Source organism: Stappia sp. WLB 29, assembly GCF_023507705.1.
Lineage (GTDB): Bacteria > Pseudomonadota > Alphaproteobacteria > Rhizobiales > Stappiaceae > Stappia.
In genome coordinates, this window is record NZ_JALBGD010000009.1 from 58,385 (window position 1) to 71,028 (window position 12,644).

Genomic DNA, 12,644 nt, shown 5'->3' on the forward strand with positions numbered 1-12,644 from the left:
ACCCTGCATGATCGATCTGGCCGGAACGGATCTGGCGGCGCTGGCCTGGTTCATCGCCGCCTGGCTGTGCTTCAACGTGGTGGTCGAGCTGTCGCCGCTGAAGACGCGCACCCTCTCCCACCACATGAACATGCACCGCCGCGGCTGGATGGAGATGATGAGCCGCCGGCCGGTGCGGATCATGGACGTGGGGATCGCCGCCGGTCTGCAGCAGGGCACCGGCTTCTTCGCCTCCACCTCGCTGCTGGCCATCGGCGGCTGTTTCGCCCTGCTCACCTCGACCGACTCGATCCTCAAGATGATGGGCGACCTCGGCCTGAAGGGCGGCGGCAACCCGGCGCTGTGGGAGCTGAAGGTGATCGGCCTGACGCTGATCTACGCCTATGCGTTCTTCAAGTTCGGCTGGGCCTACCGGCTGTTCAACTACGCCACGATCCTGATGGGCGCGATGCCGGAGGAGAACGCGCCCGAACCGCTCCGCCACGCCTTTGCGGAGAAGGCGGCCGGGATCATGGTGCTCGCCGGAACCCACTTCAATCGCGGCCAGCGGGCGTTCTTCTTCTCGGTCGGCTATCTCGGCTGGTTCGCCGACCCGCGCCTGTTCATGGCGACCACGCTCTTCGTCGTCTGCGTGCTCGCCCGCCGTCAGTTCGCCTCGAGAGCCAGGGCGCTGGCCGCCGCATTGCACCAGCTGCCGTCCGCCCCGATCGAGCCGGCGGGCGGCATGAAGACGGAGACCGGCTCCTCGAACCCCTTCACCCGATAGCTGCCGAGCCCCCCGGCATGGCAGCCCATGAGGTCGGCGATGGCCTCCGAGACGAGAATGTCCTGCTCCAGGTCGCGGGTCAGCCCGGCAATGCGCGAAGCAAGGTTGACCACCGGTCCGACGACCGTGAAGTCGAGCCGCGCCTCGGCGCCGACATTGCCGAAGAAGACGTCGCCCGCATGCAGGGCGATGCCGACGCGCAGCGGCGGCTTTTCGGCGCAGCAGTCGCGATTCATCTCAGCGATCGCCGCGCTCGCCTCGCGGGCTGCCAGCAAGGCCTGGCGCGCCGCGCCGCGGGCGCTCTCGTCGCAGCCATAGGGAAAGACGGCCATCACCTCGTCGCCGATGAATTTCAGCACCTCGCCGTCATGCGCCTCCACCGCACGGGTGACCGCGTCGAAATAGGCGTTGAGCAGCTTGATCAGCTTGTCGCCGGGAATGGCATTGGAGAGTTCGGTGAAGCCGCGCAGGTCGAAGAAGCCGACCACGGCGGAAATCGTCTCGCCGTCGCCGCGCGTCACCGTGCCCGCCAGAACCCGCGCGCCCGCACGCCGGCCGACATAGGTGTCGAGCAGCGTGTGGCTCATGCGCTTCAGGGTGTAGAGCTCGCACAAGAGCGCCAGCGGCCGGGCGATGGTCTCCAGCAACGAGATCTCCGAGCCGGTGAACCCGCCATAGCGACGGGTGGCGAAGGTGACGCCCTTCACCGAACCGTCGGAAAACGGCAGCGGCAGCGCGATATAGTCGGTGTATCCGGCCTCCAGCAGCTCCGGCACGATGCCGTAGGCCGGCAGATCGCCACCGGCGCGCAGGCGGATGCGCACGCTGCGCCGCTCGGAGAACACCACCTTGAACGGGCTGTTGTCGTAGGCCTTGATGCTTTCCGCCGTCTCCATGTAGCGGCGAAGCTCGATGCCCTTCTCCGCCGTCCAGGTGATGCCTTCCGTCCGCACGTTGGGATGCAGCACGGAAATGCCGGTGGCGATCCGGTCGACCTGGATGCCGGCCTCGTTGAGCCGCATCGCCAGCGTCTCGATCAAGGTCGAGACTTCCTCCACCTGCACCGCATCGCCATGGAGCCACTCCATGACCTCGGCGGCGACGAGACTTGCACTGATTGTCATGCGCGGCGTCCCTTCGGCGTTGCTGCGCCGGCATCCGCAATACCGGCGGCCGACCCGCACCGCACAGGGCACGAGCGAACTGGATGCGTGCAGGCCCGCCCCGCGCGCGTTGTGTCATGTGGTGCGCGAGGGCGCGGAAGGGAAGATGCGCAAGACGCCCTTCCCTTCACAAGATCCTGGTCCCTGAGTTCTGAACCTAGTGGATCTTGCGCTTTTTCGCCTTCGCCGCATAGGGGTTGTCGCCCTTGCGATAGCTGAGGCGGATCGGCGTCCCCGGCATGTTGAACGTCTCGCGCAAGCCGTTGACCAGATAGCGCGTGTAGCTTTCCGGCAGCACCTCGGGGCGCGAGCAGAAGACGACGAAATGCGGCGGGCGCGCCTTCACCTGGGTGACGTAGCGCAGCTTGATGCGCCGGCCGGCCACCGCCGGGGGCGGATGGTGGACCAGCACGCCGTCGAGCCAGCGGTTGAGCCGCGAGGTCGACACGCGGCGGTTCCACATGTCGTAGGACTGGAAGGCGGCGTCCATCAGCTTGTCGAGGCCGCGCCCGTGCAGGCCCGACAGGGTGACGATGCGCACGCCGCGGATCTGGTTGAGATAGCGCTCGGACGCATCGGAGATGCGCTGCATCGCCTCGGCGTGGTCCTCGATCAGGTCCCACTTGTTGATGGCGATCACCACGGCGCGGCCCTCGCGGGCGACGAGATCGATGATCTGCAGGTCCTGCTTCTCGAAGGGAATGGTCGCGTCCAGCGTGACGATGACCACCTCGGCGAACTTGATCGCGCGCAGCGCATCGGCGACGGAGAGCTTCTCCAGCTTCTCCTGCACCCGCGCCTTGCGGCGGATGCCGGCGGTGTCGAACATCTTCACGTGCCGGTCGCGCCACACCCAGTCGACGGAGATGGAATCGCGCGTGATGCCGGCCTCCGGGCCGGTGAGCAGCCGCTCCTCGCCGAGAAAGCGGTTGATCAGCGTCGACTTGCCCGCATTGGGACGGCCGACGACGGCCACGCGCAAGGGACGCTGGGCGCTGCCGGCGGGCGGGCCCTTGTCCTCTTCCTCCACGACCTCGCCGTCCTCGTCGGTGGCAAGCTCGACATCGGTCTCGGCGACCTCGCCAGCCGGCAGCGACGCCTCGGCGGCCCGCGCCTCGGCGGCGATCAGGGCCTCCTCGCGCTCCTCCACCGCGTCGACCACCGGCCGCAGCGCCTGGTAGAGATCGGCAAGGCCCTCGCCGTGCTCGGCGGACATGGCCACCGGCTCGCCGAAGCCGAGGCTGTAGGCCTCGTAGAGCCCGCTCTCGCCCGAGCGGCCTTCCGCCTTGTTGGCGATCAGGATGACGGTCTTGTCGCTCCGCCGCAGCACGTTGGCGAAATGGCTGTCGCTCGGCGTGATGCCGGCGCGCGCATCGATCACGAAGAGCACCGCATCGGCATCGGCGATGGCCTCGTCGGTCTGGGCCCGCATGCGGCCCTCGAGGCTGGCGGCGTCCGCTTCCTCGAGGCCCGCGGTGTCCAGGATGGTGAAACGCAGGTCGCCGAGACGCGCGTCGCCCGGACGGCGGTCGCGGGTCACGCCCGGCGTGTCGTCCACCAGCGCCAGCCGCTTGCCCACGAGACGGTTGAAAAGGGTGGACTTGCCGACGTTCGGGCGTCCGATGATGGCGATCTTGGCAGGCACTGTCCTGAAACCCCGGAAATGGCGAAGGCCCCCGGCGGAATATACCCGCCGCGGGCCTGGATCAAATGACGCATCCCGCGCCGGCATTGGCGCGGGATGCGGGAAACGCGGGAGCCGGCCGGGCGATGCGCGCCCGCGCCCCGTCAGTTGAACGCGACGACGTCGCCCTTGGAGGTGATGGTCACCATCCGCCCCCCGGCGATGATCGGCGTCACATAGATGTCTTCCGATGTCTGCGACACGCCGAGCACGCGGCCGGAGGCGGCATCCACCCGCACCAATCGGCCGTCGCTGGAGACGGCGACGAGCACGCCATTGGCGAGCACCGGGCCGGCCCAGTTGATGCGGCTCTTCTTCTTGCCCTCGACATTCGGCAGCACGGTGCGCCACAGCGGCTTGCCGGTGGAGCGCTCCAGCGCGACCATGCGGTCCTCGATGTCGATCAGGAAGACGCTGCTGCCCGACACGATCGGCGTGTGCAGCGAGCCGACATCCTGCTCCCACACGCGCTCGCCGTTGCGCAGCCGCGAGGCGACGAGACGGCCGGACACGCCGGAGGCGAAGACCATGTCGCCGTTGACGACGGGGCTGGCCGAAACATCGGTGAAGCCGGAGACCGCACGGGTGCGGTAGGAGCGGGTGACGCCCTCGACCCATTTCGGCTCGCCGTTCTTCATGTCGAGCGCCATCACCTCGCCGGAGGTGAAGGGAACGATGACGGTGCCGCCGGAAATCGCCGGGTTGGCGAAGGCGAGCAATCCGCTGCTTTCGGCGATGCCGGCATAGGTCCAGCGCTCGGCGCCGTCGTCCTGCGCCGCCGCATGGACCTCGCCGGTCTGGGTGACGGCGACGACCGTGCCGCCGGCCGCGGCCGGGGCCTGACGGGCCGGTGCGTTGATGCTCTTGGTCCACAGCACCGCGCCGGAGGACGCATCCAGCGCGACGAGCTGGCTGTAGCCGGTGGCGACGAAGACGCGGCCGCCATCGACAGCGACACCGCCGCCGGACGCGACACCGCTCTCGCCCTCGGGACGCAGCGAACGGCGCCACAGGCGGCCGCCATTGGTCGACAGCGCGGTCACGTCGCCGTTCTGGTTGTAGACGAAGATGCGGCCATTGTCGGAAACGGGACGCGCGGCGATGCGCACGGTGCCGGAGAACACCCCGCCGCCGCTGCCGCCGACAGAGGCGCGCCAGGCGCGGCCGCCGGAGATCGAGGCCGAGACATTGCCGGAATTGTTGCCGGCATCACCCCCGCCCTGCCGCCATACGACGGAGCTGGCCGAGCCGATGCTGGCGGCCTTGTTGCCGCCCTCGGCGACCGGAACGGTATTGTCGAACAGCGCTTCGCGCTCGCCCGGCAGCACCGTCTCCTTGGAGAAGGGATTGAGATCGGAAAGGGACGAGCAGCCGACCAGCGCCAGCGCCGCCAGCGACAGGGTCGCGGCGCGAAGGAGGGTGCGGGAGCCGCTGCGGTCGAGCGCGTGAGTGTTCGGGCGCATGGTCATCAGGACCCCTCCCCGGCCGGCTTGCCTTCGGCGGCGTCGATCAGGTCCAGCAGGGTGCGGGCGCGCGAAGCGACATCGCCGGGAGCTCCCTCCTGGTCGAGGATGCCGCCGAGCCAGCGGCGTGCGGCGGCGGGGTCGTTCTGCTTCCAGGCGCCGAGCGCCAGCGCTTCGCGGGCGAGGAAGCGCCAGGCATTGTCGTCGCCCGACAGCGCCTCGAGACGCTGCGAGGCGCCTTGGTAATCCTCAAGGTCGAGCGCCAGGTAGCCGGCGCGCAGGCGCGCGATCTCGCGCAGCAGCGGCGCGGTGTCCGAGCTGTCGGCAACCGCGTCGAAGGCCGCGATGGCACCGGCCTTGTCGTCCGCCTGCGCCTTCAGCGCGGCAGCGCGCATGCCGGCCAGCTGCGGATAACCGCCGGGGCCGTCCGCCAGGTCCGCCAGCCGCGCCTCGGCCTCTGCAAAATTGCCCTGATCGGCAAGCCGGGCGGCGCTTACGTAGATATCGCCGGCCTCGCGGCCTGCGCTCTCCTGCCAGTAGAGCCAGCCCCGCCAGCCGGCCGTGCCGGCGACGATGAGGACAGCAACGGCGATCAGGTAGGTACCGAAACGGTTCCACAGGCGCTTGTAGCGCTCGTGCCTGATCTCCTCGTCGACCTCGCGAAAAATGTCGGACATACGCTGCGAATTCCCGATACTTGAGAAATGCCCCGCCCGGTCTGCCGGTGCGACGCGGCGCCACCATATCCATTTGACCTTTCACTGGCAAACGGCAGTGTCCGCTCCGAAAAGCGGCAGGCACCGAAATGAATGCGCGCTCCTCCCCTTGCGCGTCTTCGTGGCGCAAGTGAGGCAGGCGCGCGCTGCGTCTCCTTACACGACCGGCACGCCGATCAGCAGTTCGTGCAGGTAGAAGACGAAGGCAAGATAGAGGCCAAGGCCGACAACGAGCGAGACGATGTCGCCCGCGGCCGACGGCGCGCCGGTCGCGATCCCGTCCAGCGTCGCGGGACGGCGCTTCAGCGAGATCCGGTCGGCGACGGCCCAGGCGAGGAAGGCCGCGAACAGCAGCACCGAGGCCAGATCGCCGTTGGCCAGCAGATGCGCCAGGGCCCAGATCTTCACCGCCAGCACCATCGGGTGCTTCACCGCCTTCTTGATGCGCCCGGCCGGAGCGCCGGAGGCGACCAGCAGCACAAAGACCGGCAGCATCAGGAGCAGGGTGACATGGCGCATCCACACCGGCGGATCGTAAAGGATCGGCGGGCCTTCCGCGCGCGCGGCGCCATAGCCGTAGACCAGCAGCGCCAGGCCGGCGAACGAGGCGAGCGTGAAAAGAGCACGGTAACCGCCGGCGCCGAGCCGCGCCCGCAGGCTGTCGCGCAGGCCGGTCATCATCGGGACGGCATGGATGCCGATGAAAACAACGAGTCCCAGGACGAGCAGGGTCATGGCGATGGTGTCTCCCTCTGTAAGCGGTCAGGGTTGACCTGCCGCAACGCCAGGGTCAAGCCGCGCGGGAGAAGAGGCCCGGCAGGCCCGCGGCGAGCCTGCAGCAGTGTTGCAGGAAAGCGACGGGCCGCCCCCGCAATCCCCTTGCCGCAGTCAATCCGCAAAAAACCCGATTATCGGCCTATTGCAGCCGCAACTCACTTGGAGAATCACTGCAAGAGAGGCCATAGTTCGCACGAGTTTGGAGGCGGGATGAGATGACGATTCGCGACAGGCGGAGCAGCCCGCGCCACCGAACGCTGAAAAGCGGGCGCATCGTCGTGGACGGCGGGGCGAAAATTCACGAATGCCGCGTCCGCAACCTGTCCGATGACGGCGCCCTGCTGAAACTGCCGAGCACCGCCGAAATCCCCGACCGCTTCGAGCTGCGCATCGTCAACGAGGACATCGCCGTCAACGCCATCGTGCGCTGGCGCACCGCCACGGAGCTCGGCATCCAGTTCGAGCGCGAGGACGGCGAGACGGCAGGCTGAGCCCCCGTCCCGCAAAGTTAATCCCGAGACACGTTCGTCCCCACACCTTTCCCCGTCAGGACCCGATCGAGGCCGGCGCCGGTTTCGGCGCCCGGCGCACGGCGACCTGCGCGGCCCATACCCCGGCAAGAACGAGAAGCACGCCGGCGATCTGCGCCGGGGAGAGCGCCTGGCCGAGCAGACCCCAGCCGAGCAGTACGGCAGTGGTGGGGCTGAGGAAGCCGAGCGAGGCGACCGCCGAGGGCTCCAGTCGCGAGATGCCGCGGAACCACAGCACATACGTCAGCGCGCTGGACAGGCTCATATATAGGAAGCCCGCCATGTTGCGCGCGCTCGGCGCGGGCGGCAGCGGTTCCAGCACGACTGCCATCGCCACCAGCAGCACCCCGCCGGCGAGGAGCTGCCAGGCGGCAAAGACCAGCGGCGAGACCGGCGGCTGCCAGCGGCGGGTCAGCACCGTGCCGAAGGCCATCGAGACCGCACCGCCCAGCGCCGCGGCGATGCCGATCGCATCGAGCGCGGCCTCATTGCGCAGCACCAGCAGGGCCACCCCGCACAGCCCGGCAAGGGCCGCGAGAACCGCGAGCGGACGAATGACAGTGCCGAGCAGCATGGCCGCGACGAAGATGACGATGAGCGGCTGCACCGCGCCGACCGTGGCGGCGATGCCGCCGGGCAGGCGGTAGGCGGAGATGAACAGCAGCACCATGAAGATGGCGAAGTTCAGCGCGCCGAGCACGAAGGACCGCCAGATCCACTGCCCGCGCGGCAGCTGGCGCACGATCAGCAGCAGGAGCAGGCCGGCGGGCAGGACGCGGGCAGCGGCGACGAACACCGGGTGGCCGGGCGGCAGCAGCTCGGTCGTGACGATATAGGTGCTGCCCCAGACCACCGGCGCGAGCGCGGTGGCCAGAAGATCGGAAGCGCGGAACATGACGGGCCTCGTTTGAGGAAGGGCGGGAACGGGCCGGGCGGCAGGCGCGCCGCCCGGCGATCTTGGCGGGAGCGAGACGGGCAGACAAGCCCCCTCGCCCATCGAAACATTCAGGCGTGCGACAGCACCTCGCGGAGCGGACGGCGCGGCTTTTGCGGCCAGTTGCCGGGCGCGGCGCGGCCGACGGCCAGCAGCATCACCGGCACTTCGCTCTCGGCAAGACCGAACTCTGCCGCAACGCGGGCCGGATCGAAGCCGACCATGGGCCCGCTGGCGAGCCCCCTGGCGGCGGCGGCGACCATCATGAAGGAGGCGGCGAGCGTCGCCGAACGCACGGCCTCGTCGCGCGCCGCCAGGGGATTGTCGCCATAGGCCGCGGCGACCGCATCGACCCAGCCTCCAACCATGTCGGCGGGCATGAACCCGGCCTCGACGGAGGGACGCAGCCGCGCACCGAGGGTTGCCGCATCGGGATGGCTGCCGACGACGATGAAGGTGACGGCGGCCTCCGACACCTTGGCCTGGCCGTAGGCCGCCTCGCGCAGCCGCGCCTTGGCCTCCGGCGACGTCACGGCGACGAAGCGCCAGTTCTGCAGGTTGTAGGCGCTGGGAGCCCGGGTCGCGAGGTGGACGAGTTCCTCGACCTCGGCGGCGGCAAGGCGGGCTGCAGGATCGAAAAGATTGGCCGAGACGCGGCCTTCCAGAAGGGTGGCGATATCGGTGGCGGTCATGATGCAGGTCTCTCCGTGGAACCAGTGCCGGGAGCCCGTGCTCCCTCTGCCCCGAGAGATATTCCCGTTCCATCTGCGCGATAATCCGGCTATTCATCCGATCACTCGCAACTGAAAGTGAACAGTCATGGAACAGCTCACCGCGCTTCGCATCTTCCGCCGGGTGGTCGACGAGGGCTCCTTTGCCGGCGCCGCGCGCGCCCTGTCGCTGTCGCCGGCGGCGATCAGCAAGAATATCGGCGAGCTGGAAGCCCATCTCGGCGTGCGCCTGCTCAACCGCACGACGCGGCGGATGAGCCTGACCGAGCCGGGCCGGCTCTACTTCGAGCAGGTGGCACGCATCCTCGACGACCTGACCGAGGCCGACGGGTCGATGCAACCGCTGCGGCACCGGCCGAGCGGCCTGCTGCGGGTCGCGGCGCCGATCAGCCTGACGGTCACCCGTCTGTCGCGCACGATCACCGCCTTCATGCTGGCCTATCCGGACGTGGAGATCGACCTGCACCTGGACGACCGGCGGGTCGACCTGGTCAAGGACGGCTTCGACATCGCCATCCGCGGCACGGCGAAGCTGGAGGATTCCAGTCTCGTCGCCCGCCGGCTGACAAGCATGCGCCATGTGATCTGCGGCGCGCCGGGCTATCTCGACAGGGCCGGCCGGCCGCGCCGCCCGGAAGAACTCGTCTCGCACCGGATCGTCCAGTTCTCGCTATCCGGCAATGCCACGGAATGGGCGCTGGAGCGCGAGGGCGAACGCGTGACCATGCCGATCGCAAGCCGCTACCGCGTATCGACCAGCCTTGCCGTGCGCGAAGCTCTGCTCGACGGCTACGGCCTGTCGCTGATCCCTGCGTCTTATGTGCGCCAGGATATCGCCTCCGGCCGGCTGGAGACGGTGCTGGAGGGCTGGGCTCCGGCGAACACGCAGGTCTATGCGGTCTATCCCTCGCGCCGCTACCTGCTGCCGAAGGTCCGCGCGCTGATCGACTTTCTCGCGGAAGACCTGCAGAACGAGGCGTGAGGTCCCTCAGCGCGCCGCCTTCAGCGCCGCGAACCAGAAGCCGATGCACAGCGACAGCGCGCCGACGAAGATCGCAGCCAGCACCGCGCCATAGCCGCCCGACGCCTGCCACAGCAGCGCGGCGGCGAGCGGGGCGACCGCCTGCATCAGGTTCATCGGCCCGGTGAGCGAGCCGCTGACCGCGCCATAGGCCTCCCGGCTGACCATCTCCGGCACGGCGAGCCCGCGCACGATGGTGATCATGCCGTTGGCGGCACCGTAGACGGCGGCGATGGCGCCGATCACCAGCACCGAGGGCGGGGCGAAGGCGAGCGCAGCAGCGGCGAGCGGAAAGACGATGACGACGGCCGAGCCGATGACCCGCACGGGCGCGGCCGGCGCCAGCATGCGGATGGCGATGCGCCCGGCCACCTGGGCCGGGCCGATCACCGCCATCACCGCGACGACGCCGGCCGCATCCAGCCCCCGCTCCAGCAGCAGCGGATAGAGATGATAGGTCAGCGAGGAAAACGCCGCCGCATAGGAGACCCAGGCCAGCATCAGGCCCCAATAGGCCGGCCGGCGCATGGCCGCGGCCACCGCACGGCGCCCCGACAGCGGCGCGCTGCCGTCCTCTCGCACCGGCACGGGCGCATCGCGCGCCGGATCGATCGCCAGAAAGTAGAGCAAGGCGCAGAGCAGTCCGTTGACGCCGGCCATCACCACCAGAGCGCCGCGCCAGCCCTGCGTCTCGATCAGCAGCTGGATGATCGGGATGAAGACGGTGCTGGCAAACCCGCCCCACAGGGTCAGCGCGGTGATGCCGCTGCGCGCCCGCAAGGCTCCGACCCGGCGGGCGATGACGGCGAAGGCCGGCTCGTAGAGCGTCGCAGCCTGCAACATGCCGAGCCCGGCCAGCACCACATAGAAGGCGGCGACATCCTCCACCTGCGACCAGGCGAGAAGCAGCAGGCCGGCCAGCACGGAGGCGCCGGCCATGATGTAGCGCCCACGCCCGCGGTCGATCGCCGCCCCTACCGGATAGGCGGCAAGACTGGCGAGCACCACGCCGAGCGTCGCCGCGCCGTAGAGCACCGGCTTGGACCAGCCGAGATCGCCGCGCATCGCCTCGGCGATCAGCGGGAAGCCGTAGAACAGCGTGCCCCAGGAACAGATCTGGGCGATGCCGAGCGCGGTGATGAACCAGCCGGTCCCGGCCGGCGACGCATCCACGCCAAGGGGGCGCTGCGACATCTGAAATGACCTTTCGCGGACGGCCGGACCGGAAGAACACCGGGCGGCGGGCAGGCAGGTGACCGGGAGGGCGCAGCACCGTCGGCAGCTAGTCAGGCCACGCGGGCGGTACCGGCAGTCTCCCGTTCCACAAGAAGCCACCGCAGCAGCGCGAAGGCAAGTGCCGCGCCGAGACATTCGGCGGCAATGAAGGCAGGAAGATCCGCGGGGCGGATGCCGGCGAACGTGTCGGTGACGGCACGCGCCAGCGCGACGGCCGGGTTGGCGAAGGAGGTGGAGGCGGTGAACCAATAGGCGGCGGTAATATAAAGGCCGACGAGCCAGGGCACGGCATCGGCCCGGAAACGCAGGCCGGCAAGAATCGCAAGCAGCAGCCCGAAGGTCGCGACACTCTCGGCCAGCCACTGGGCAGGGCCGGTGCGGATGGTGGCCGAGACCTGAAAGAGAGGCAGCTCGAACATCGCGTGGGCGACGAGCGTCCCGATAAGCCCGCCCAGCATCTGGGCGAGCACATACGCCGCCGCCTCTCCAGCCGCAAGCTCCCGCCGCAACGCGAAAACCATCGTCACCGCCGGATTGAAATGCGCGCCGGACAAAGGCCCGAGACAGGTGATCAGCACCACCAGGATCGCGCCGGTCGGCAGCGTGTTGGCAAGCAGCGCAAGGGCAGCATCGCCCGTCAGCCGATCAGCCATGATGCCCGAGCCGACGACCGTGGCGACAAGCACACCGGTGCCGAGCGCCTCCGCCACAAGCCGGCGCTGGAGGTCGAAGCCCATGGCTCAGCCGGCCCGGGGCAGATCGCGGCCGATCTCGCCGAGGCGCGACTGCAGCGTCATGCGGTCGAGCGAGGCGAGCGGAAGGGCGGTGAAGATGGAGATGCGCGTGGCCAGCATCCGGTAGGCGTCGGCGAAGGCAAATGCCACCTCGCTTGCCGTCCCCTCGACGGCGGCCGGGTCCGGCACGCCCCAATGGGCGGTCATCGGCTGGCCGGGCCACACGGGGCAGGCCTCGCCGGCGGCGTTGTCGCAGACGGTGAAGACGAAATCCATCACCGGAGCGTCGGGACCTGCGAACTCCTCCCAGCTCTTGGAACGGGCAAAGCCGGTGTCGTGGTTGAGCTTGGTGAGCAGGGCCAGCGCCTGCGGATGCACCTCGCCCTTGGGCTGCGAGCCGGCGGAGAAGGCCTTGAATCGCCCCTGCCCGTCACGGCTGAGAATCGCCTCGGCCAGGATCGAACGGGCGGAATTGCCGGTGCACAGGAACAGCACATTGTAGACGCGATCGGTCATTTACCCCTCCATTTCCCGCTGGCGGGAGATCAGCAATTGCAGGTTACAGCCTCGATCACCGGGCGGCAGAGCTCCGGCGCACCGTTGCAGCAGTCTTCCATCAGAAAGGCGAGAAGATCGCGAAAGCCGGTCATGTCGGCGATGTAGCGCACGCTGCGCCCATCCCGCTCGGCGCGGATGAGACCGGCCTGAGTCAGCGTCTTGAGATGTGCGGAGACCGTGTTCTGGACCGCGCCGAGGCGCGTCGAGATCTCGCCGGCGGCAACGCCCTGCGGTCCGGCCTTCACCAGCAGGCGGAAGATGTCCAGCCGGGTGTCCTGGCCGAGCGCCGCCAGCGCCATGAGCGCGGATGACTTATCCATTTATCTCTCCT

13 protein-coding genes and 1 pseudogene are annotated in these 12,644 nt (G+C 69.0%); 3 read left to right on the forward strand and 11 right to left on the reverse strand.

The features are described 5' to 3' along the window. Positions 1 to 7 precede the first annotated feature (7 nt). Complete coding sequence (locus MNI96_RS16465; protein WP_249694918.1) at positions 8 to 766, forward strand: DUF599 domain-containing protein; 759 nt, start codon at positions 8 to 10, stop codon at positions 764 to 766. Positions 767 to 810: 44 nt separating this feature from the next. On the opposite strand, the pseudogene MNI96_RS22015 reads toward MNI96_RS16465, so the two are convergent. From MNI96_RS22015 to MNI96_RS16490, 5 genes and pseudogenes are all read right to left on the reverse strand, one after another. Beyond that, positions 811 to 1,890 (reverse strand): annotated as a pseudogene (locus MNI96_RS22015) (adenylate/guanylate cyclase domain-containing protein); the annotation flags it as partial. A gap of 196 nt (positions 1,891 to 2,086) precedes the next feature. Next, a complete protein-coding gene (gene der / locus MNI96_RS16475) occupies positions 2,087 to 3,574 on the reverse strand; it encodes a ribosome biogenesis GTPase Der (protein WP_249694920.1) in 1,488 nt (495 codons plus the stop codon). Between the two features lie 143 nt (positions 3,575 to 3,717). After that, positions 3,718 to 5,082: an outer membrane protein assembly factor BamB family protein gene (locus MNI96_RS16480; protein ID WP_249694922.1), complete on the reverse strand. Its 1,365-nt coding sequence runs from the start codon at positions 5,080 to 5,082 to the stop codon at positions 3,718 to 3,720. Next, complete coding sequence (locus tag MNI96_RS16485; RefSeq protein ID WP_249694924.1) at positions 5,082 to 5,753, reverse strand: tetratricopeptide repeat protein; 672 nt, start codon at positions 5,751 to 5,753, stop codon at positions 5,082 to 5,084. The genes MNI96_RS16480 and MNI96_RS16485 overlap by 1 nt, the downstream gene beginning before the upstream one ends. 195 nt (positions 5,754 to 5,948) lie before the next feature. Next, entirely contained in the window at positions 5,949 to 6,527 is a 579-nt protein-coding gene (locus MNI96_RS16490; RefSeq protein ID WP_249694926.1) for an NnrU family protein, read from the reverse strand. Positions 6,528 to 6,784: 257 nt separating this feature from the next. On the opposite strand from MNI96_RS16490, the gene MNI96_RS16495 reads away from it, so the two are divergent. Next, entirely contained in the window at positions 6,785 to 7,060 is a 276-nt protein-coding gene (locus tag MNI96_RS16495; RefSeq protein WP_249694928.1) for a PilZ domain-containing protein, read from the forward strand. A gap of 55 nt (positions 7,061 to 7,115) precedes the next feature. Here MNI96_RS16495 and MNI96_RS16500 read toward each other — a convergent pair whose 3' ends face one another. Both MNI96_RS16500 and MNI96_RS16505 read right to left on the reverse strand, forming a co-directional pair. Beyond that, the gene (locus tag MNI96_RS16500) at positions 7,116 to 7,994 is read right to left on the reverse strand and encodes an EamA family transporter (RefSeq protein ID WP_249694930.1); all 879 of its coding nucleotides are present in this window, start codon (positions 7,992 to 7,994) and stop codon (positions 7,116 to 7,118) included. Between the two features lie 110 nt (positions 7,995 to 8,104). After that, positions 8,105 to 8,725 carry a nitroreductase family protein gene (locus tag MNI96_RS16505; protein ID WP_249694932.1) on the reverse strand — a complete coding sequence of 207 codons (621 nt, stop codon included), beginning with the start codon at positions 8,723 to 8,725 and terminating at the stop codon, positions 8,105 to 8,107. 127 nt (positions 8,726 to 8,852) lie between these two features. Between MNI96_RS16505 and MNI96_RS16510 the strand changes: the two genes are divergently transcribed. Then, positions 8,853 to 9,746, forward strand: coding sequence for a LysR family transcriptional regulator (locus MNI96_RS16510; protein WP_249694934.1), 894 nt, complete (start codon positions 8,853 to 8,855; stop codon positions 9,744 to 9,746). A 6-nt stretch (positions 9,747 to 9,752) separates the two neighbouring features. Here MNI96_RS16510 and MNI96_RS16515 read toward each other — a convergent pair whose 3' ends face one another. The 4 genes from MNI96_RS16515 to MNI96_RS16530 all read right to left on the reverse strand — a co-directional run bounded on the left by MNI96_RS16515 (position 9,753) and on the right by MNI96_RS16530 (position 12,633). Further along, positions 9,753 to 10,979 carry an MFS transporter gene (locus MNI96_RS16515; protein WP_249694936.1) on the reverse strand — a complete coding sequence of 409 codons (1,227 nt, stop codon included), beginning with the start codon at positions 10,977 to 10,979 and terminating at the stop codon, positions 9,753 to 9,755. Between the two features lie 92 nt (positions 10,980 to 11,071). Beyond that, entirely contained in the window at positions 11,072 to 11,758 is a 687-nt protein-coding gene (locus tag MNI96_RS16520; RefSeq protein WP_249694937.1) for an aquaporin, read from the reverse strand. A gap of 3 nt (positions 11,759 to 11,761) precedes the next feature. After that, positions 11,762 to 12,271 carry an arsenate reductase ArsC gene (locus MNI96_RS16525; RefSeq protein WP_249694939.1) on the reverse strand — a complete coding sequence of 170 codons (510 nt, stop codon included), beginning with the start codon at positions 12,269 to 12,271 and terminating at the stop codon, positions 11,762 to 11,764. 29 nt (positions 12,272 to 12,300) lie between these two features. Continuing rightward, positions 12,301 to 12,633, reverse strand: coding sequence for an ArsR/SmtB family transcription factor (locus tag MNI96_RS16530; protein WP_249694941.1), 333 nt, complete (start codon positions 12,631 to 12,633; stop codon positions 12,301 to 12,303). Positions 12,634 to 12,644 lie beyond the last annotated feature (11 nt).

What these genes read in the sequence shown, in the direction of transcription:
- MNI96_RS16465 (WP_249694918.1), top strand. Translation starts at nt 8, where the DNA reads ATGATCGATCTGGCCGGAACGGATCTGGCGGCGCTGGCCTGGTTCATC.
- MNI96_RS16480 (WP_249694922.1), bottom strand. Translation starts at nt 5,082, where the DNA reads ATGACCATGCGCCCGAACACTCACGCGCTCGACCGCAGCGGCTCCCGC.
- MNI96_RS16485 (WP_249694924.1), bottom strand. Translation starts at nt 5,753, where the DNA reads ATGTCCGACATTTTTCGCGAGGTCGACGAGGAGATCAGGCACGAGCGC.
- MNI96_RS16490 (WP_249694926.1), bottom strand. Translation starts at nt 6,527, where the DNA reads ATGACCCTGCTCGTCCTGGGACTCGTTGTTTTCATCGGCATCCATGCC.
- MNI96_RS16495 (WP_249694928.1), top strand. Translation starts at nt 6,785, where the DNA reads ATGACGATTCGCGACAGGCGGAGCAGCCCGCGCCACCGAACGCTGAAA.
- MNI96_RS16500 (WP_249694930.1), bottom strand. Translation starts at nt 7,994, where the DNA reads ATGTTCCGCGCTTCCGATCTTCTGGCCACCGCGCTCGCGCCGGTGGTC.
- MNI96_RS16505 (WP_249694932.1), bottom strand. Translation starts at nt 8,725, where the DNA reads ATGACCGCCACCGATATCGCCACCCTTCTGGAAGGCCGCGTCTCGGCC.
- MNI96_RS16510 (WP_249694934.1), top strand. Translation starts at nt 8,853, where the DNA reads ATGGAACAGCTCACCGCGCTTCGCATCTTCCGCCGGGTGGTCGACGAG.
- MNI96_RS16515 (WP_249694936.1), bottom strand. Translation starts at nt 10,979, where the DNA reads ATGTCGCAGCGCCCCCTTGGCGTGGATGCGTCGCCGGCCGGGACCGGC.
- MNI96_RS16520 (WP_249694937.1), bottom strand. Translation starts at nt 11,758, where the DNA reads ATGGGCTTCGACCTCCAGCGCCGGCTTGTGGCGGAGGCGCTCGGCACC.
- MNI96_RS16525 (WP_249694939.1), bottom strand. Translation starts at nt 12,271, where the DNA reads ATGACCGATCGCGTCTACAATGTGCTGTTCCTGTGCACCGGCAATTCC.
- MNI96_RS16530 (WP_249694941.1), bottom strand. Translation starts at nt 12,633, where the DNA reads ATGGATAAGTCATCCGCGCTCATGGCGCTGGCGGCGCTCGGCCAGGAC.